Annotated in this window: 21 protein-coding genes and 1 pseudogene; 9 read left to right on the forward strand and 13 right to left on the reverse strand. The window is 31.9% G+C overall.

Annotated features, from left to right (window positions below; genetic code table 11):
- Nucleotides 1-250: 250 nt before the first annotated feature.
- The 5 genes and pseudogenes from BR87_RS13000 to BR87_RS02685 form a co-directional block, all read right to left on the reverse strand.
- The gene (locus BR87_RS13000; protein ID WP_169741129.1) at nt 251-421 is read right to left on the reverse strand and encodes a hypothetical protein; all 171 of its coding nucleotides are present in this window, start codon (nt 419-421) and stop codon (nt 251-253) included.
- Between the two features lie 7 nt (nt 422-428).
- Nucleotides 429-683, reverse strand: coding sequence for a hypothetical protein (locus BR87_RS13650; RefSeq protein WP_425304597.1), 255 nt, complete (start codon nt 681-683; stop codon nt 429-431).
- The gene (locus BR87_RS02675) at nt 676-1,668 is read right to left on the reverse strand and encodes a Y-family DNA polymerase (RefSeq protein WP_425304604.1); all 993 of its coding nucleotides are present in this window, start codon (nt 1,666-1,668) and stop codon (nt 676-678) included. Before BR87_RS02675 ends, BR87_RS13650 begins: the two co-directional genes overlap by 8 nt.
- A gap of 70 nt (nt 1,669-1,738) precedes the next feature.
- Nucleotides 1,739-2,071, reverse strand: a complete 333-nt coding sequence (locus BR87_RS02680) for a hypothetical protein (protein ID WP_156959075.1) — start codon at nt 2,069-2,071, stop codon at nt 1,739-1,741.
- 521 nt (nt 2,072-2,592) lie between these two features.
- Nucleotides 2,593-3,755: pseudogene (locus BR87_RS02685) on the reverse strand (IS3 family transposase).
- Nucleotides 3,756-4,080: 325 nt separating this feature from the next.
- On the opposite strand from BR87_RS02685, the gene BR87_RS02695 reads away from it, so the two are divergent.
- On the forward strand, nt 4,081-4,758 hold the full coding sequence (locus tag BR87_RS02695; RefSeq protein WP_035028297.1) for a hypothetical protein: 678 nt from the start codon (nt 4,081-4,083) through the stop codon (nt 4,756-4,758).
- Nucleotides 4,759-5,301: 543 nt separating this feature from the next.
- Here the strand turns inward: BR87_RS02695 and BR87_RS13005 are convergent.
- Nucleotides 5,302-5,472 carry a hypothetical protein gene (locus BR87_RS13005; protein ID WP_156959076.1) on the reverse strand — a complete coding sequence of 57 codons (171 nt, stop codon included), beginning with the start codon at nt 5,470-5,472 and terminating at the stop codon, nt 5,302-5,304.
- Between the two features lie 92 nt (nt 5,473-5,564).
- Between BR87_RS13005 and BR87_RS02700 the strand changes: the two genes are divergently transcribed.
- Nucleotides 5,565-6,311, forward strand: a complete 747-nt coding sequence (locus tag BR87_RS02700; protein WP_035028299.1) for a halocin C8 precursor-like protein — start codon at nt 5,565-5,567, stop codon at nt 6,309-6,311.
- A 157-nt stretch (nt 6,312-6,468) separates the two neighbouring features.
- Here the strand turns inward: BR87_RS02700 and BR87_RS12585 are convergent, their stop codons facing one another.
- Together BR87_RS12585 and BR87_RS13160 are read right to left on the reverse strand one after the other, a co-directional pair.
- A complete protein-coding gene (locus tag BR87_RS12585) occupies nt 6,469-6,957 on the reverse strand; it encodes a DUF6568 family protein (protein ID WP_156959077.1) in 489 nt (162 codons plus the stop codon).
- A 217-nt stretch (nt 6,958-7,174) separates the two neighbouring features.
- A complete protein-coding gene (locus BR87_RS13160) occupies nt 7,175-7,321 on the reverse strand; it encodes a hypothetical protein (RefSeq protein ID WP_169741130.1) in 147 nt (48 codons plus the stop codon).
- A 1,065-nt stretch (nt 7,322-8,386) separates the two neighbouring features.
- Here BR87_RS13160 and BR87_RS02710 point away from each other — a divergent pair.
- The 6 genes from BR87_RS02710 to BR87_RS02730 all read left to right on the forward strand — a co-directional run bounded on the left by BR87_RS02710 (nt 8,387) and on the right by BR87_RS02730 (nt 12,623).
- Nucleotides 8,387-9,328: a helix-turn-helix transcriptional regulator gene (locus tag BR87_RS02710; RefSeq protein ID WP_035028301.1), complete on the forward strand. Its 942-nt coding sequence runs from the start codon at nt 8,387-8,389 to the stop codon at nt 9,326-9,328.
- The gene (locus BR87_RS13655; RefSeq protein WP_084683551.1) at nt 9,325-9,501 is read left to right on the forward strand and encodes a helix-turn-helix domain-containing protein; all 177 of its coding nucleotides are present in this window, start codon (nt 9,325-9,327) and stop codon (nt 9,499-9,501) included. The genes BR87_RS02710 and BR87_RS13655 overlap by 4 nt, the downstream gene beginning before the upstream one ends.
- Nucleotides 9,502-10,022: 521 nt before the next feature.
- Complete coding sequence (locus tag BR87_RS02715) at nt 10,023-10,448, forward strand: RNA polymerase sigma factor (RefSeq protein WP_035028303.1); 426 nt, start codon at nt 10,023-10,025, stop codon at nt 10,446-10,448.
- Complete coding sequence (locus BR87_RS02720) at nt 10,441-10,689, forward strand: helix-turn-helix domain-containing protein (RefSeq protein WP_035028304.1); 249 nt, start codon at nt 10,441-10,443, stop codon at nt 10,687-10,689. The genes BR87_RS02715 and BR87_RS02720 overlap by 8 nt, the downstream gene beginning before the upstream one ends.
- Before the next feature lie 440 nt (nt 10,690-11,129).
- Nucleotides 11,130-11,315, forward strand: a complete 186-nt coding sequence (locus BR87_RS02725) for a helix-turn-helix domain-containing protein (protein ID WP_035028314.1) — start codon at nt 11,130-11,132, stop codon at nt 11,313-11,315.
- 75 nt (nt 11,316-11,390) lie between these two features.
- Nucleotides 11,391-12,623 carry a site-specific integrase gene (locus tag BR87_RS02730; protein ID WP_035028327.1) on the forward strand — a complete coding sequence of 411 codons (1,233 nt, stop codon included), beginning with the start codon at nt 11,391-11,393 and terminating at the stop codon, nt 12,621-12,623.
- A gap of 151 nt (nt 12,624-12,774) precedes the next feature.
- On the opposite strand, the gene BR87_RS02735 is transcribed toward BR87_RS02730, so the two are convergent.
- From BR87_RS02735 to BR87_RS02755, 5 genes are all read right to left on the reverse strand, one after another.
- Entirely contained in the window at nt 12,775-13,377 is a 603-nt protein-coding gene (locus BR87_RS02735; protein ID WP_035028330.1) for a nitroreductase family protein, read from the reverse strand.
- Between the two features lie 91 nt (nt 13,378-13,468).
- Complete coding sequence (locus BR87_RS02740) at nt 13,469-14,683, reverse strand: CCA tRNA nucleotidyltransferase (protein WP_035028340.1); 1,215 nt, start codon at nt 14,681-14,683, stop codon at nt 13,469-13,471.
- Nucleotides 14,680-15,471: a 4-hydroxy-tetrahydrodipicolinate reductase gene (dapB, locus tag BR87_RS02745; protein WP_035028341.1), complete on the reverse strand. Its 792-nt coding sequence runs from the start codon at nt 15,469-15,471 to the stop codon at nt 14,680-14,682. The genes BR87_RS02740 and dapB overlap by 4 nt, the downstream gene beginning before the upstream one ends.
- A gap of 163 nt (nt 15,472-15,634) precedes the next feature.
- Complete coding sequence (locus tag BR87_RS02750; RefSeq protein ID WP_035028342.1) at nt 15,635-16,210, reverse strand: ReoY family proteolytic degradation factor; 576 nt, start codon at nt 16,208-16,210, stop codon at nt 15,635-15,637.
- Nucleotides 16,211-16,260: 50 nt separating this feature from the next.
- Nucleotides 16,261-17,526, reverse strand: coding sequence for a tetratricopeptide repeat protein (locus tag BR87_RS02755; RefSeq protein ID WP_035028345.1), 1,266 nt, complete (start codon nt 17,524-17,526; stop codon nt 16,261-16,263).
- Between the two features lie 381 nt (nt 17,527-17,907).
- Here BR87_RS02755 and BR87_RS02760 point away from each other — a divergent pair, with 381 nt between their 5' ends.
- Nucleotides 17,908-18,219: a hypothetical protein gene (locus BR87_RS02760; protein WP_035028347.1), complete on the forward strand. Its 312-nt coding sequence runs from the start codon at nt 17,908-17,910 to the stop codon at nt 18,217-18,219.
- The last annotated feature ends 336 nt before the right edge of the window (nt 18,220-18,555 follow it).

Genomic DNA, 18,555 nt, shown 5'->3' on the forward strand with positions numbered 1-18,555 from the left:
ATACAAACTTAAACTTGCTCCGAGAAAAATATTATTTTTTGACAAATATTCTTCTCATAGTATAAGCCAGTTTACATGATTCATTACATCATTTTTAGTTAATAAAGCGTACTAGGAGTTTAAGTATTTCTATAATTTAAAAAAGTACATCCGTTTTTTTGTCCGTACTTCTTTTTACTTAACGGCTTTAAAAACTAAGATTTTTAGAAAAAAGTAACTATTTTCTTTATTTTAACTAAGTATAGCCAAATTATTTATTTGGTATACTCAGTTTTTCGGATAATGATAGGTAATAATTTAGAGTTGTTTCGAAAATAGATTTTAATGCATTTTCTGATAGCTCCCATAAACCTTCTTGTAAATCTTCTAATGATAGTTTATTTTCATTATAATTTTGAATCATTTCTTCTATTATTGTCATTTCTTCATTATCCTTTGTGCCCGCCAACCATTTGACTTCTTTGAATGGCTGTTCCGCCTCTTAATAAGCTGCTAGCATGCATTAAAGAAGTAAAACCATACCGTTCTCGGATTCTGTCTATTACTATTTCTAACTCTTCTTTATGGATTGTTTTTTCTGGTGGTTCAAAAAAATTTAATTGTAAATTATTTTTATAATCTATTTTCCCGCAATGAATTGCGATTTGTCTAACAGGTTGTTCGTTATAGTGACTTCTAAACAAATGTAAACCAGGTTGGATATATTTTCATCTGATGGTTAAAACCTTCGTCAACAATATCTCTAGAAAAACCGATAGATAACTGTACTACGCTTATTTCTGCATGGTGTTGCCTTAAACGTGAAGAGATCTCATCAGCCATTTCTCTAATTACGACTTCAATTTCATACTGTTCGGTATAATCTCTTTTTAAAATTTGGCTCTTTCCAAATGATTTTGTTTGAGGTCTATCTTTTTCGGATAGGATACTTTGATCTATACCGTGAGCATGGTAAAAAAGTTGCTCTCCTATTACACCATGAATTCTTTTTAGAGCAGCTACATCGTATTGCGAAAGCTGATAAATAGAATTAATGCCTAATTTGTAAAGATTATGCGCTGTACGTTCTCCAATTCCCCACATGTCTGTTATTGGATGTATTTTCCATATAGTTTTCTGTACATTTTCGTATCGCCATTCTGCTATAAAACTGCGTTTATTTTTTGCTTCGTTATCCAATGCTAACTTGGCAAGCAGAAGATTATCACCTATACCGATAGCTGTTACCAACTTTAACCTTTGCCATATTGTTTGCTGTACTTTTCTAGCAATTTCATAAGTTGTTCCATAAAGTGCATGAGAGTGAGTAACGTCTAGAAAACTTTCATCTATACTATAAATATGAATGTCTTCATCTGATACAAACTCTCTGAAAATATCATTAATCATTCCATTTACTTGAATATATAAATTCATTCGCGGTTCGACTATTTCTATTTTTGAGTTTTTTGGAATTTCAAGTTTTCTTGAACCGGTTTTTATTCCATACTCTTTCTTTACTCTTGGTGAAGCAGCTAGAACTAATCCACCCGCTAATTCAGGATTACTCATAACAACTATATAAGAATTTAAAGGATGGATTCCTCTCTTTACGGATTCAACTGAAGCAAAAAAAGATTTTACATCAATACAAATAAGATCCCGCCTATGTTGACAGGAATAATCCATTTTTATCACTCTTAACACACCCTTTTCAATTATAAGAAAGCATAACTAGTTTAATAATCTCCAATAAATTTTATATCTCAAACCATTTTGTTGTTTTATATTCCTCCACATTCCGTATTAAATCGAAATTGCAAATAACTAATTCTTCTTTTGTTTGTATGTAATCATTTCCTTCATAATAACCACACACCATTCCTATGATGTCCTCTTCGTAAAGGCCATTAAATAACAAGCCCATTTGAACTGCTATCGGTCTATTTTGGCGGTAAGAAGATTCTACTAATTGCGAAATAGTTTCTGGTGATTGTTTTTCTTTTTTATTATTGCTCTGTTCATTTTTAACCTTTAAATTATTCATCATTTCACTATGTTCGGATAATAACATGCCTTGCCACTTAGCCATTTTTCTATCGTTGTAACCAGAAGTAGATGGATTGATGGTTTTATCTTTTTCTCGGTAATTTTTTCCAAGTCAAATCACCTTCTTTATGTTGTTTTTTTATTAATTATACGAACTTACGTTCCCGTTGCAAAGTAATATATAGATTAATGTGTTATAAAATAAAACAGCAACCATTCTAAAAAAATGGTTGCTTCATATAGCTAAATGCATTTCCTTTACTTTTTTTTAGTTTATTTTTCTATCTGTAATTTTTCTGATTCATTATCATATTGGAGGCAACATTTTTTATGTAAATCCTTAATGTTTACTTTCCATCAAAAAACTTCAACCAGATATAAACCAGAGGTGCTACAAAATAAAGCACGACAAGCAATCCTTTAAAAATGGTATAACTGGAATGGCAACAGTTTTTTTGACAAATTTTATAAGGTGTTGATTTTCTTCTCGTATGCTATTCCGATTGTCCTTGACAATGAGCCTCCTCGGATGTGACGATCTTCGGCAGGAGCCAACGGTTAAAGTTAGACTGCCGCGCTAGCGTTAGCACATCCGAGCTCATTATCAAGGATTCGCTGCGCCAACCTCTGGTTACGGTAACCAACCGGTGTCTCGTAGCCAAGTGTGCCGTGCAACCGAAGGTGGTTCCACCAATTGACATAGTCAAATAACTCTAAATCCAATTGTTGTAAGGTTTCAAATGTGTATTGATAGACAAATTCTACTTTCAACGACTTATAAGTTGATTCAGCTACGGCATTATTAAAAGGACAGCCTTTATGACTCAAGGATCGGTTAATGTCAAAAGTTGTTAATCATTCATCAATAGCTTGGTTATCAAACTCTTTTCCATAATCGGTATGAAAAATCTCAACCTCTGTCAGAGGTTGTTTGATACGGCTAAATGCCTTTTTTACTAGAACGGCATCTTTATGTTCACCACAAGAATAGCCGAGATTTTCTCGATTGAACAGATCCAAAATGAAACAGATATAATGCCATCTTTTCCCGACTCGTACATAAGTCAAGTCTGTTACGATCGCTTCTAATGGGTTGTCTCTTAAGAATTTACGATTCAATACGTTTGTCGTTTTTGCTTCATTGCAAGTAGAACGATGTACTTTAAAATAAGCAACAGTATAGCTCGATTTTAATCCTCTATTTTTCATCATTCGACTGATTTTTCGTCGGCTGATCTGAATGCCTCGTTTTGATAAGGCTTTTTTTATTTTTCTTGAGCCGTAGGCCTTTCGGCTGCAGACAAATTCTTCAGCGACCGCTTCTTCAAGTTCTGATTCGTCTTTCTTTGGTTTTGATTGATAATAATAGGACTGACGTGATAGACCTAATATTCTGCACATCGCTGATATAGGGTAAAGATGCTTATTCGCATCGATTACTTGTCTCTTCGTCCGAATATCAGCGCTGCTTGCTTTAAAATATCATTTTCCATTTCTAATTGCTGGTTTCTTTTACGTAGTTCTAACAATTCTTTTTGTTCAGGCGTAAGATTATCTTTTTCTATGAATGAACCACTCGTTTTAGATTGCTTTACCCATTTGTCAAATGCTGAAGCCGTTAGTTCATATTCTCGAATGATTTCTACACGTGGCTTTCCAGCTAAGTAAAGATTGACGATTTGTTGCTTGAATTCTTGTGAAAAAGTTCTTCGTGTTCTCTTAGACATAAAAATTCCTCCTGGTATGTTTTCTTCTAGTCTACACACCTTAATTTTTCTGTCTAGTTAATTGTAGCCTATCCATAAAAATTTGATGAAAGATATGGAGAGTATATTTTTTAAACCATGCAGTAAGGAATATCCTCTTATTTAAGTTTTCCGTTAATTTAAATTTTACTTCAATGTAGCACCTTTTTTAGTCTTAAAAACTATTGCAATTCCAATATATTAACAGTATACTATAACTCCCTTTTTAATAATTACATCAAACAAGACATATCATAAAGCTATTTTCATTTTTTATTTATCTTTATTTCGAAAGGAATTTTTAACTATGAGTAATTTTTATTATTTAATTGAAAAAATTGCAAGAGATACCTTTAAAAGTAACAAATTAACTTTAAATAAACTTCTTTATTTTATAAAAAGTAACAAATTAATTTTCAGTCTTTTTATCGTTGTTGAATTACTTTTGATTACGCTAGTCATATGTAATAGTAGATTAGGTAATTGGAATTGGATTATTCTTCTTGTTATATTTGTCTGTATGCTTTTTATATGCTACAAATCTAGTAAGTTAGAAACAGCTTTAATTATTCCACACAATGAGCTTACAATATTTAAAGAAGTTTTAGAACAACATGGATTCAAAAGAAAAGAAGATATTGAGATGCTGCAAAATGAGATTGAAATCTATTTGTCTAAAGAGATAAATTATCTCACTTCTATTTTTAGTTCTACATCTAAATTATTTTTCTTTCTATTCTGGGTCCCTTCAGGCTTTCTTTTAAATTATTTTTTTTCGCAATTAACAGAAACCTTGAATTTAAGTCAATTAATACAAATTATGTCGTCATTACTACTTGTTACAGTTAATGTAATAGCAATACTTATAGTAGCTATACCTATAGTTAGAACATCAATTTATTCAAATAAAAAACAAATATTTCTTTATTTAGAAGATGTAAAATATTATTATGACGGTTGTGTATTAGAGATTACTGAAAAATAATTCATTTAACTTTTTCTTGCTTAAACAAAAATACAATATTATCAGTTCCATTTCTATTAACGAGAACCAAAAAGACTTCAACTAAGATCATTTTATATGAACTTAATTGAAGCCTTTTTAGTTTATTTATTGTTACATTAAAATATAAACTAACTACTTACAAGTACCTACTAATCTCTATTCCTTAATGCATTTTCTGCTAATCCTTATCAGCAAAAATAATATTTATGGCACTACCGGTAATTTCCAGTAGCTGATATCAATTTGACAACTAATTCTTGTATTAATAAAAAGCAACAGTTCTAAGTTTAATTGTAGGCTATATGAAAATAAGTTTACAAATATTTTTGAATTATATCAGCACCTTAACATTTGATATGTTTTTTGAGTTATATTACATTAAAAATGTAATTGTAACTGCTTACTTTTTAGAAATGGGGTTTAAAAAAATTAATAAAAAGGGGGGAAAACTAAAATAATAGGATTTTAACAAGATAAAATATAATATATATTATATTTTCAAAAAATGCTTATACATAAAAATTAGTTTTCTTTCTTTCTGTTTTTGTTGTCTCTATAGATGTATAAGTAAATGAATGCACCTAAAAAAGATCCTACGAATGTAAAAAAGACTTCATTGATGCCTTTTCCTCTTAAAATTTGGAATAAAGACATAATTAAGCCAAATATCAAAGCTTCAATCCATATTTTCATTTAACTTCCTCATTTCCGAATATTAATTAATATTCTTATATATTTTTTCGTTATAATTATATTGTAAATCAAAACTAATAGGAGGTAAAGAAATGTTAAAAAAGCTTATTGTCGCTCTAATGTCTATAACGGTTCTTTTTTCCATATCAAGTCCAGCAATTGCAGCTGTTAATGAAAACAAATTAAATGAAAATACTAATTGTAGTGATTGTTTAACAGAAGCTCCTGATTCTACCGGAAGCAAAGAAAACATCAAGAAAACAGAAAATATGGTATATGCTTCAGATGCCTTCAAAAACGAAACTAAAACAATGAGTGGCACATTTGATAAAAGCCAAGCGATTATCAACGCTCCTGATAAAAAGGATAATACTGAAGATTCTGATTTTGCGTTCATAACATTGCCAGTAATAAATTCTGAAGATGGACTAAGCAATGTTATGTTTGCGGTTAACTTAAAAGATAAAGAAATCGTTAATGTAAGAAAAGTCTTCATAGATTCTATTGATGACGAAATTGTACAATTAAAGATCGAAGATAATGGAGAAATAATTGCTGATTATTCTTTAACGCCTGAACTGGTTAAAGATAATTTAAATTCTACTGAGCAAAGTTATGAAGAATTATTAGATAATGACCAAGATGCTGGAATCCAACCTTTTGGTTGGTGCGAAACTGCAGTTTATGCATTAAAAGCTTTCGCAGGTACTGCCCAATGTTATCTCACTTGTGGGGCTTTAGGACTTGTAGCAGGACCAGCTGGTTTAGGTTGTGCAGCGATTTGTGCATTATTATTAAATAAACCAATTGACAGTGTACTGAATGATGTATGTAAGTAATATAAGCTTTATAGTTTATGATTGATATGAAGAAAAATATTTAAAGAAATTTAACGGAAGAAAAGCCTAGATATTTTAATAGGTTTTTCTTCCGAATTTTTTATACTACTAGATTATAGATAGTGCTTAGCTTTCTTTCTTTTAATTATTTTTTTATTCAATCCTCAAAAAATAATAATAAATTTTTTGAGTCCATGTTATAATGTTCTACTACTTCTCCATTATTAGAAACTTTTATTACACTAGGAACAAATTCAATTTCTAATTGATTTCTTATCTCACTTATATTCACATCAGTATCCGTATTTTCTGTATCTAAATAATAAATCACGGTTTGCTTTTTTTTCTGCACTTCATTTAATTTAGCTACAAAATTTCTGCAATAAGGATACATAGCTCTCCCAAAATAGACATAAACTTTATCTTCCTCTTCAAACTTTTTGGTTAAACCTAAAGGAGAAATATCGGTTAAGTTTTTTGTATTCTTTTTATATTCATTTTTTTGATCGTTGCTTAAATCATTTTGTGTATTACTTACTACAGATTCTTTATCAGTAGGTGAATCAATATCTACATTCATGTTACTGTTACATCCACTTAGGAATAGTACAATTACTAAAGTCACACAAGATAATATTTTTTTCAAAAAAATTCCTCCTTAATGTAATTTTTCTTATTCATTTTCACAAATATCTGAATTTTTTCAATTGTTAGACAACTATACTTAGCTGATTTGGGTCATAAATGATTTTTCTGATTTCATCAAGGCCTTTCCCTTCAGCTTATTCGCACTATATACACTAAAAAACAAAAATATATTTTTATCTTAACAATCATTCATTTATATTGTTGAAATTAAACTGTTATTCTTCTTTATCTGATCTTCTAAGTAAATAATAACCTAAAATCAATAAGCTATAACCTGCAACTATTTTATGAGTAATTAGTTCAAAAATAACGAGACTAAAAATAACAGCTGAGAGAAACTTGAAGAGTAAACTCCTATTCACTTAATAACCTCCATGCAAACGTCCTATCCTTTTTTTACTTCTATTGTCTAAAATACCAAAATATGAAAAGTATACAATGATGTACAGGCTAACAACCGTTAATTGACTGTTTTATTTTAAGCTACTTTTATCCTAATATAAGCCAGTAAGAACTAAAAAGGCTTACTACTAAATCTTCAAAAACTAATATTATCGATAACATAGAATACAAACACTTTCTAGTACAAAAAAATTTTAAGAATCAGTTTACTAATTATATGAAATTAAAAAAAGTAGTTAGAAACACTAGATTTGAAAAACCTCAACTAAAATAGGTCCAGTTTTTTTACTTTTTTACACAATTCTTTTAAGGATTGAACTTGATTTGTTATATTAGAACCGTAATTCAGTTTTACAAAACCAGTATTGAAATAAATATAATTCATGAACTCATCTATAATAATCAGTCTTTTATTAGCACAAGAAACTCATGCTCTTGAAGATTAAGTAATGAACGAACAACGAAGTTGTGTTTAGTTAAGGTTGCTAACAGATTTGCCTCTTTATCGACAAAACCCTAGATAACTGTATCCAACGCCTCAATAACATGATTCGCGAAGCTTATGTATATAAGAAATCTTATGTCTAAAACTATAGCTAAAATTTTCTGGATTCTAAAATATAATCGTTGTCTACAGCTGATTCAGGGTATTTATAGCTTCCATACTACTTCAATGAATCTTTTTATTTAACTGTGAAATTTTATCCTTTTAAAAAAAGAAGTAGCTGTTTTGATAAAACAACTACTTTGTCGTAGAATAAACTTCCTCAGCACACAAAATATAATACATATTATATTTTGTGTGCCATAATACAAACTTTAATAGTTTAAAGTTTGACTTAACTGAATATAATATATATTATATTCTTATGCAGAATTTAAACATGGGAAGTATTTCCATTAGGTTGTAGGTCACTAAGAAGCTCTACTAATTGTTCTAAATTCATGGTATCACCTCACTTATTAATATTATCTCTATCTTACTACTATATTGAAGTGTCTTCAATCATTTTTGGGAGGTTTTTATGAAAGTTAACGGCATATTAGTTCGTGAATTAAGAAAAAGTAAAGGGTATACTCAAAAAGATTTATGTGGTGGTATATGTGAACAAGCAACTATTAGCAATATCGAAAGGAATGGAACTTGTTCTAATGTTCATATCTTAGCCAAAATATGCAACCGATTAAACATTAAAGTTGATGAAATCATTATCGAAGATTATGAGACTCATGTTAAATCTGTTCTTCAAAGAGTGAAAAAATTATGTTTAGTTTCAAAACATACTGAAGCAAATGAAATTCTAATTAAAGAGATTGAAATGGACCAAGTTACGAACTTAAACTTACTTCGCGAAATCCATTATTATTTAGGAAATACTCTCCTCATAGCAGAAATTAATTTAGATGATGCACTCTATCATTTTCAACGTGCAATGGAACTAGCTCATTATCCTGATATTCTTACTTCTCTTTCAAAGAATGGTATCGGTATTTATTATGAACTAAAGAAAGATAATGAAAAAGCATTAGTTCACTATAAAGAGTCTATTCACATTGCTCGTTCAATCGAAGACTGTCCCCTTCTGCTTAATCGAGTTTTCTTTAATGCAGCCAAATTTTATAGCTTAGAAAAGAAATATCAAGAAGCAGTTCTTTTATGTAATGAAGCACTTAATATAAATGAAAAGAACCAATCCACAGAATTAATGGAATATATTATTTACGAAAAAGCATATAATTCTTACTTTTTAGACGATCCCTCTTATCTGGAACAGTATAATGATGCCTTATCTATGGCTCGAATAAATAAAAATGTACATGTTATAGAGACGATATACGAGGATTTAAAAGACATGGTTCATTTCTCTCCATCAGCTGATTTATTAACTTACTTAGTACGTTCGTCTCAACATTACCAAAATGAGAAATACACTAAAAAAACAATGACTGAGGGAAATAACGGATGAAAAATGAAAATGCTCTGTCTTGTAACTTTAATCCCTTATTCGTTATTTGTTCGGCAATTAATGGATATATTGAAGCAGTCAATCTAATTTTAAAGCGTTATGCTCTCTATATAAATAAGTTATCATTGAGAATCATTTGTGATATGAGAAAAGAGTTTTACATAAAATTGTGAAAGAATATATGCGCTGTAGACTGGAAACAAAGTTAATTATTGCTATTACTAAATTTAATTTACGTTAATTTGTGCAGTTTTCCTTCTTTACCTCTTATAAAGTTCAAAGCTCATACTGTTTCTTCCTTAATTAAGACATAGATCTGGAGGAAAAAGGAGGAGAATGAAAAATTATTGAATCTTTAAATTTGAAAATGGATACTTTTCGCTTGCTGATGTTATTATTCAAAAAACAATTTGATTTTATTGGAAAAACGTGACCGTTTGATAGTATATTTTTTTATTTAAGAAGTAAAACTAAACTTTTAAAAATAATATATTAATAGTCTCTCTTTTAGTGTTGGCAAAATCTTAACGATTTTTAAGCTAACACTTTTTTTGTTGCTTAAAAATACTAGAAACGTTTTTTATATAAGTTAAGTTTTTTATTTCTTGGCAAAACCTCCTTTTCAATTCGTTCTAATAGTGAAGGAGGAACAAGAGCATATAATGATCGTTTCGAAAAAATGGAGGGAATTATTATGTCACCCACAGCCTATGAAAAAAGGCGTATAAGTGAATTTGATAGTTATTGTAAACATGTTCTAAGAAACGAAGCAAAAGACATTCAAAGACAACTGGCACGAAAAAGAAAAGTAGAAATTTCTTTTTCTGATTTATCGGATATGGATTTAAATCAGCTTTATGTATTTGATGACTATAAAACAGATAAACATTTTTTTCACGTAATCAATGAAAAAGTGGCTTTGCAAAGTAGTCATTTGAGCAGCGCCCTTAAAAAACTTTCTGATACTAAACAAAAAGTCATTTTGTTATCTTACTTTCTAGAAATGACGGATCAAGAGATTGGAGAAGCGTTGGATGTAGCTCGAAGTACCGTTCAATATAGACGGAGCGTAGCATTAAAAGAATTGAAAACTGAAATGGAGGAACATGAGCATGAATAAGCCCTTTTATCCACCTGCTTCTTTTACCCATCAGTTCTTATCTCTCTCAGTTATCCAATCTGCTCAATATGGAAATGCAGAGGCTATTCATCTTATTTTGAAGCAGTATGAGCCTTATATGAAAAAATTAGCTTTACGGTTTGTTTATGATGCAAATGGTATACAACAGCAAGTTGTTGATTACTATACTTATCGTCGTTTGGAAACAAAATTAATGACAGCTATTTTGAAATTTTTATAATTGGTATCACTACTATTTTTGAGTGTTCCTTCCTCCTTCATTTTTCTATACCTATTAGAGCTTATAAACAAATTTATGCTTTATAAGTTCTAATAGGTATAGATTACCTACTTGTTCATTGAAAAAGAAAGCACGGAAAAATACCGTTGCAGCATATAGATAAAAATCAGATACACTTTGTTAATGTGGAGCGCCTTGATAATTACGCCATGACTTCTTGATTGAACGAGCGATTCGCTAATTGTCATAAAAGTTATTATGGTGATAACCTCGCTAGGATCCATTGACAAGATAATAATACACCTCTATCGTCATTGTTCGAGCGTTTGAAGCGTCGCAGGCAATGAATGGAGCTGGATGAGACCCATGCAGGGATGAAATTTCCGTGGAGCTATGACTAATAGCCGTCTGATTTTTGAATCTTTTATTTAAAAGAGGAGATGAGATTAATAGCAACACGAATCTATTTAAATAAAAAGCAAACTTGTGATTTTTTAGGAATTGATAACAATACTTTAGATAAGTGGATTAAGCAATATCATTTTCCCATGATTAAAATTGATGGCGTCATTCGTTTTGAAGTGGAAGATATCAAAGAATTCATGGATACTTTCAAAATCCTTTAATTTTTAAGTTCAGCCATCTATAATTGAGGTAACGAAATATACTACCTCATTTTTGATCTTAAGGAGATGAGGAAAATGCCTACAAAACAAACAAACGGAAAGTACAAAACAAATTTACGTTATCCTCAAGAATTTAGAGAGTTAACGGGCATTAAATCAGACAAATTTCAAAAGACTTTTGCAACGAAACAATTAGCCATAAAAGCTGAAAAGGATATGAAGAAAACAATTGCAAAAGCTTTAAGAGAGGAGAATGCGAACGCTCTAGAAGTTAAAGGGAAGATGAAGTTCAAAGAGTTTTATAACACTAAGTGGCTTCCCAGATATGAATTAGGACAAACAGGACGTGGAAATAAAATTCCTAGTGATATTACGATTGAGAATACCAAAGACTTATTCAGATTGCATATCTTACCGATGTTCGGTCATTATGCTATGAATCATCTCAATGGAAACACTGAAATCATATCTGATGAATTAACCACAAAATCTAGAAACTATGCCAATATTAAAATTTTAAAAAGCTATATTCGTTCAATGTTTGATATAGCTGAAATATTAGGTTATATCGAGTTTAATCGAACCACAAAAGTCATTCAAAGTATCACTGCGCCTAAAAAGATTGCATTAGAAGAAAAAAGAATACGTGAAGGAAACCAATCTTTAGCAGTAAACGAATTATTAGATTGGCTAGATGTAGTAAAAACTGAGTTAGAAAAGAAATCACTAAGTCTTCAAGACTATACCCTTTTTATGCTTACTCTATATTTAGGAGATCGCAAAAGTGAAACGTATGCTCTGCAATGGAAACACATTGATTTTGAGAAACATACCATCCACTTAAAATATGCTTTAGATAAAAAGCAAAAACAAAAAAATACTAAAGGTGGAAAAGATACACTTGTTCAAGTATCAGATATAGTCGTAGTCTTACTTCAAGAGTGGAAAGAATTGCAGAAAATAGAATTGCAAAAATTTAAGATCAATCAAACTTCTGAGCAATTCTTATTTACCTACAGTAAACCATCTGGAGAAGTTAATTGTCCGTTGCACATTGATTATTTGAACTACCGAATTGACACTTTAAGAAGACGTCATAAACATCTAGTGCATTTGACTCCGCATAAATTACGCCATACTTTTGCGACTCTAGCTAAACAAGGCGGAGCAGATATTAGTAAAATTTCTGAAGCCTTAACACATTCAGAAATAGCTACAACAAGAATTTATGTGAACACACCAAACGTAGTAAATTTAGATGTCTACAATGCTTTTGATCGGGTTCTAAAACGAAGTGGCTCTCACTAATGTGTTCTAAAATGTGTTCTAAAGGTCAAAAAAAGACACCTTCCAAAATTTGGAAAGTGCCTTGAAACATTGATATATAAACAATATTAACGTTTTGAGAATTGAGAAGCTTTACGAGCTTTCTTAAGACCTGGTTTTTTACGTTATTAGATTAGTTAAATGAAAGAACTCGTTCAGAGTCATCCATATAGTCTTTACCTTGAGCTGGTGCTTCGATTGAACCAAATGGCATTTGTGCGCGTAGTCTCCAATCAGAAGATAAGTTCCATTCTGAATGAACAGCGTCATCGATCAATGGATTGTAATGTTGCAAACTAGCACCAATATTTTCAGTTGCTAATGCAGTCCATACTGAGTGTTGAGCGATTCCAGAAGCTTGTTCTGCCCATACAGGGAAGTTATCTGCATATAAAGCAAATTGTTCTTGTAGGTTTTTAACAATACTCATGTCTTCGAAGAATAAAATTGTTCCATAACCAGCACGGAAAGAATTTAATTTTTCAACAGTTGGAGCAAAGTCTTGTCCTTCAGGAACACCGATTTTCAATGCCGCTTCTGTTAAATCCCATAGTTTTTTATGAGCATCTCCAAATAACACAACTGCACGAGATGTTTGTGAATTAAATGAAGATGGACTTTCTTTAACTGCATTTGATACTAATGCAACGATTTGATCATCAGCTAAAGATACGTCTTTTCCTAAAGCATAAATTGAACGACGCTCTTTTAGTAAATTTGTGAATTGGTTTTCCATGTAAATAATTCCCCCTTAAATGTAACTTACTTAAGCAGTATAACAACTTTCTTTTCGTAAGTAAATAGTTCTTTTGAACCTTCTCTTTGAGTTAAGAATTATCACGCTTTTTCTTGAGATAAGAATGCGCCCAATCCAGCAACTGGTCTCTTTCATTGACAACTTCATCTAATAAAATAGCCCTTTCTATTGCGTCTAAAGCTTCTCCTAACCATTTTCCAGGTTTAGCATTGAACTGCTGCAATAAATCATTCCCCGAAACAGCCATCTCTTGTTTGTTTCTTATTGGTAACGATGCTTTTACTTCTTCCAAATAAGCGATATCAGATTCGCAATTAAAAAAAGGCAGCATAGCTTCAACTTCCAACGCAATGTCATAGCCGCTTTGATATAAAGACAGGCGGGTCAAAGGTGCTTTAAGCCGTTGTTGCAAAGCAATATAAGCTGTTTTGACTCTCTGCATCTCTTTTTTAGAGCATTTCCATTTCCGTAAGAATGGCTCAATTTCATCTTCTGATTTTTCCAGAAAAGCTAATAACAGCGTCCAAGCTGCTAATTGTGTTGGAATTTGACCTTCTAGTCCAGCGAATGATGTCAATTCGTTTTTGTAAAGTGAAAGCTCTGGACAATAATAATACAATTCTGTTTCAATAAACGTTTTTAAGGCTTTTTGTCGGCCTTTCCCTAAAAGAAGCTTCATGAATTCAACTTGGATTCGTTCAACGGCAATGTGTTCGAGAAGAGCATGATTTTTATGAATCGCTTTTTCGGTTTCGTTATCCATCACAAAATCTAATTGACTAATGAAACGGACCCCACGCATCATCCGCAAAGCATCTTCAAAAAATCGTTCTTCCGGAGAACCAACTGCTTTGATCAAGCCTTTTTTTAAATCGTTTTGACCGCCAAAATAGTCAATCACTTGGCCTTCTTGGTCCATCGCTAATGCGTTTACTGTAAAATCTCGGCGTTTTAAATCTTCTTTTAGCGAACGAACAAAAACAACCTCATCCGGTCTTCTAAAATCTTGGTAAGTCGATTCTGTCCGAAATGTCGTTACTTCATAGGTTTCATTTTTTCTCAAAACCATTACCGTCCCATGTTCAATGCCCACATCAAATGTCTTTGGAAAGATTTTTTTGACTTCAGCGGGAAAAGCGCTAGTAGCAATATCCACATCATTGATTTCTTTATTTAGCAAAGCATCTCTGACGCACCCTCCTACAAAATAGGCTTCAAAACCAGCTTCTTGTATTTTTTTAATGATCGGTAAAGCTTTCATAAATTCGTGATTAGAGGTGATCATAGAAGGTTTTCCAATCCATAAATCAATTCGTCTAATTCCATGACTTTTTCACAACCTAAAGCCACTCCTGTCATAAAGGAAGCCCGGTCGTATGAATCGTGGCGAATCGTTAAGCCTTCACCTGTGCTGCCAAATTGAACTTGCTGGTGAGCCACTAAACCTGGTAAACGGACACTATGGATCTTCATTCCTTTGTAATCTGCTCCGCGTGCTCCAGGAATGCTTTCTTTTTCATCTGGATGGCCTTGTTGATGATCGCCTCGTTCTGCATAGATCATTTCAGCTGTCTTAATGGCTGTTCCACTTGGCGCATCTAACTTGTTATCATGGTGCATTTCAATTATCTCTACATCTGGGAAGTATTTAGCAGCTTTTGCTGAAAATTGCATCATTAATACGGCACCGATAGCAAAATTCGGTGCTATTAGTCCGCCTATCTTTTTATCTTTAGATAAATCAGTCAACTTTTTAACTTCGGTTTCTGAAAAACCTGTCGTTCCAACAACCGGACGGATTCCATTTTCTAGTGCAAATTGTGTATTGGCATAAGCAACAGCCGGGATAGTAAAATCAATCCAAACATCAGCGTCTACACTTTGGACTAATGCTTCTTTTTCATTAAAAACGGGCACATCTATTTCAGAAAATTCAGCCATTTCATTTAAATTACTTTCTTTAGCATAAGGATCCAATACCCCGACTAAAGAAAAATCTTTATTTTCAATAACCATTTTAGTGGCTGTAGAGCCCATTTTCCCTTTAAATCCGGCAACTATTATGTTTATCATTTTTTATCCATCCTTTCAAAACGGTCCTTAATTTACATGTTTATTCTATCAAAAAATTCCCTTAAAATGCCAACTAAACTGATCTCTTTTATCTTATCAATAAAATTTCAGCTTGCAAGCACGTTTCTTTTATTTAAAATTTTCAATAAAAAAAGCCAAATCCCTAATGATTCGGCTTTTTTTGTTCTTTTAAAAGATCCTCTTCAATTTCTTTCAATTCATTGGATAATTGGAGAAATTGATCTCGATCATCCGTTTCCAAAGCTTGATCAATTTGCTGCATGACTTGCTGTTTCTTATGATTTAAAGTCAGTGTATTCAACGCATGTTTTACTTCATTTTCTAATTCTACGCTGATAAAGTCATTCCATTTATGATAAGGGTTATCTTCTAAGACTGCCAAGTATTGGGAAGTTTTCCAGGGATCTCTAAAAATAAGTTCCACATATATATCTTCGTGCCAATTCAATCTAACTTCATGAAAAGCTTGTTCAGGGTCATTGAATAAGATTCCGTCTTTGTAAAATGAAAAAGATTCGCCGTCTGTACCGATCGTTGACATCAACATGCCTCTAGGTGTAGTTTCAACAGTTTCAACAAAATGAACTTTATTTAAAACAATGTCATGGTTCAGTAAATAGTTTAATATCCACATCGCCTCTCTTTGCTTTAATTGATGACGATCCAAAAACCATCCAAGAAATTCTTTTTTTGCTTCTAAAGATACCTTGATATTCATTATGAAAACCTCCTCATCCCCTAAGCCTACTCTCATTATAACCTAATCTTTTAATAGTTAGTATTAATTTCTTCTGAAAGTTCCAATATTTCTGCATCCGCAGGTTCTAACAACAAGTAATCGGCTACTGCGTTTTTTATCATCGTCCGTTCTCCTGCTTCTCTGAGGAAATAAATATAGTTTTTTAAGAAATCTTTATTTTGATTTAAAGCAGGATAAACTTGTTGGTAAGCTTTTTCTGCTAGGTCATATTTTTCTAATTTGTCATAAGCTATCGCTGCATCCCAATAGAATTGCGGATCCGATTGACCGTACTCTAATGCTTGTTCAATTAGTGTTGCTGCTTCTTCAAATCGTTCTTGTTTCAACAGCAGATTAATATAAGCCAATTGTAAACTTTCATTATCGGGAGAAAGCGCATTGGCTGATAAATAGTATTCTTCAGCCTGTTCTTCTTGTTCTAATTTAAGAGCAATCTCTGCTCCGATTACAAACAGTTCATAATTGTACTGATCCATTCTCAATCCTGCTTGAACAATTTCAGCAGCTTTTTCAAGTTGGTTTTCTTCTTCCAATCCTTTAGCTAAATTAGGATAAACTGAGGTATAAGACGGATCTAACTCTTTTAGCTTGTAGAAAACTTCATTGGCACGTTTGAATTCTTTCTGTTGCATGTATGTTACCCCTAATTCAAATAAAGCATCGACTGTCTCGTTTTCTTCTACGCTTTGTTCAAAGTACAATACTGCCTGTTCTAAGTCACCTAGAGCACTATAGGCAGCTCCACAACGGCTTGCTAAGTTTATACCTGAAAACTCGCTATATCCTTGAATCATCAGCTCTTCATATCCATGGATGGCTTGGGCATATTTTCCCATTGAAAATTGCAGCTCTGCCAGTGCAAATTGAATAACCGGTTCATCCGGTAAAAGTTCTTTAGCTTTTAATATTTTTTGTTCACTGACTTCATACAATCCTTGAACTTGATAAAGATCAGCGAAAACAAGTAAAGCCTGAGGAAAAGCTTCGCTTGTCTCAGGTACATCAAGCAGCCATTCCATAGCAGCATCGATTTCGTTTGATTCAATTTCGATTTCTGCTAAACCTATTTTTAATTCATCATCTTCCGGGTGTTTGGTCAATAGATGATGATAAATTTGTTTCGTTTCTTCTAAAAAGCCTAAATGATATAAATTACCGGCTAATTGATACAATTGATCATCTGTATCCGCTACTAACGCTTGTTCAAAAAAAGCATGAGCTTCTTTTAGTTGTTGGTTTTGAAGAGCATCAATCATTTTTTGGCTATTATTCATTTATTTTACCTCTTTCATTTACAATCATCTTTTTCAATCTTTTATCTATTTTAACATATTTTTATAGTGATTTGGGATTCAGACTATTTCTATCATCCTAAGACAGTTTTCTCGCAAAAAGCTGATTTTGATAAGTTCTTTTTAATTGTTCATCATTTGACCTCTTTTTATGGCTATTTCTTCTTGAACACAGATTAGTTAAATTTAACAAGTACCTGACGCTTGTTGTTATTTTTGATATACTAACTATGAGATATCACTAACATTGATTTCATCTTTTTAAATAGCTCCTGATTGTTTAACTTTAAAAGTTGATTTTTCAAAAATGGACAAGATGATACACATGTTTTTTTAGAACTGATTTACTACAGGAGGCCGGAAATGACTTTTAAAGAATTTTTAGAATATATCAATGAACAGTTAAGCGGAAAAAGCACTTTTTATGAAAAAGCAATGGAAGACCAACTAGCTCGCAATAGCAGACGTGCTCCTGCTAAGCGATGGAATGAAACAAAGATGGAGCGAGCTGTCGATAAGATGTGGATTGAATTAGTTCGTAGTATCTACGATAAATTTAAAACTATTATCAATTCTAAATCAGCTGATCCCTATCAAGGATGGATCGAATTTATGAACAATAATGAATCTCTAGAAAACTTAGATGAAATGATTGTCGATCTAGAGTTTGAATAAAATTAAACATTGTTGAACAATACTAAGCTAGCGGATGATAAATTTCTGCTAGTTTTTTGCTAGTTTTAGAAACACCCACCCTATAAAAAGGTTGTATAGCATTTGACATTGATCAGTAATGAAACTGATTTTCTTCTCATACAAAATGATTTAGGAATACATCTCAAAAATTTTTGGAGGAATAGGGAGTTGCTTGTAGCCATGGAAAAGGATACGGAAAAAACGAAGCACTGTGGGCATACGCCCAAGTGTATCATGTCTATACAGCTGCTGAAGCAGCAACAGTCATGACAAACTTGTAAGTTTTGAGACACGTTCTTCGGCTCAAAAAGGTCC

The organism is Carnobacterium mobile DSM 4848, from assembly GCF_000744825.1.
Lineage (GTDB): Bacteria > Bacillota > Bacilli > Lactobacillales > Carnobacteriaceae > Carnobacterium_A > Carnobacterium_A mobile.

Coding starts and splice junctions, on each gene's coding strand:
- BR87_RS13655 (WP_084683551.1), top strand. CDS start 9,325: ATGAAAAATGAAAATGCTCTGTCTTGTAACTTTAATCCCTTATTCGTT.
- BR87_RS02675 (WP_425304604.1), bottom strand. CDS start 1,668: ATGGATTATTCCTGTCAACATAGGCGGGATCTTATTTGTATTGATGTA.
- BR87_RS02710 (WP_035028301.1), top strand. CDS start 8,387: ATGAAAGTTAACGGCATATTAGTTCGTGAATTAAGAAAAAGTAAAGGG.
- BR87_RS02735 (WP_035028330.1), bottom strand. CDS start 13,377: ATGGAAAACCAATTCACAAATTTACTAAAAGAGCGTCGTTCAATTTAT.
- BR87_RS13005 (WP_156959076.1), bottom strand. CDS start 5,472: ATGAAAATATGGATTGAAGCTTTGATATTTGGCTTAATTATGTCTTTA.
- BR87_RS02700 (WP_035028299.1), top strand. CDS start 5,565: ATGTTAAAAAAGCTTATTGTCGCTCTAATGTCTATAACGGTTCTTTTT.
- BR87_RS02740 (WP_035028340.1), bottom strand. CDS start 14,683: ATGATCACCTCTAATCACGAATTTATGAAAGCTTTACCGATCATTAAA.
- BR87_RS02755 (WP_035028345.1), bottom strand. CDS start 17,526: ATGAATAATAGCCAAAAAATGATTGATGCTCTTCAAAACCAACAACTA.
- BR87_RS02695 (WP_035028297.1), top strand. CDS start 4,081: ATGAGTAATTTTTATTATTTAATTGAAAAAATTGCAAGAGATACCTTT.
- BR87_RS02725 (WP_035028314.1), top strand. CDS start 11,130: ATGAGATTAATAGCAACACGAATCTATTTAAATAAAAAGCAAACTTGT.
- BR87_RS02720 (WP_035028304.1), top strand. CDS start 10,441: ATGAATAAGCCCTTTTATCCACCTGCTTCTTTTACCCATCAGTTCTTA.
- dapB (WP_035028341.1), bottom strand. CDS start 15,471: ATGATAAACATAATAGTTGCCGGATTTAAAGGGAAAATGGGCTCTACA.
- BR87_RS02730 (WP_035028327.1), top strand. CDS start 11,391: ATGCCTACAAAACAAACAAACGGAAAGTACAAAACAAATTTACGTTAT.
- BR87_RS02715 (WP_035028303.1), top strand. CDS start 10,023: ATGTCACCCACAGCCTATGAAAAAAGGCGTATAAGTGAATTTGATAGT.
- BR87_RS02760 (WP_035028347.1), top strand. CDS start 17,908: ATGACTTTTAAAGAATTTTTAGAATATATCAATGAACAGTTAAGCGGA.
- BR87_RS02750 (WP_035028342.1), bottom strand. CDS start 16,210: ATGAATATCAAGGTATCTTTAGAAGCAAAAAAAGAATTTCTTGGATGG.
- BR87_RS13000 (WP_169741129.1), bottom strand. CDS start 421: ATGACAATAATAGAAGAAATGATTCAAAATTATAATGAAAATAAACTA.
- BR87_RS02680 (WP_156959075.1), bottom strand. CDS start 2,071: ATGGCTAAGTGGCAAGGCATGTTATTATCCGAACATAGTGAAATGATG.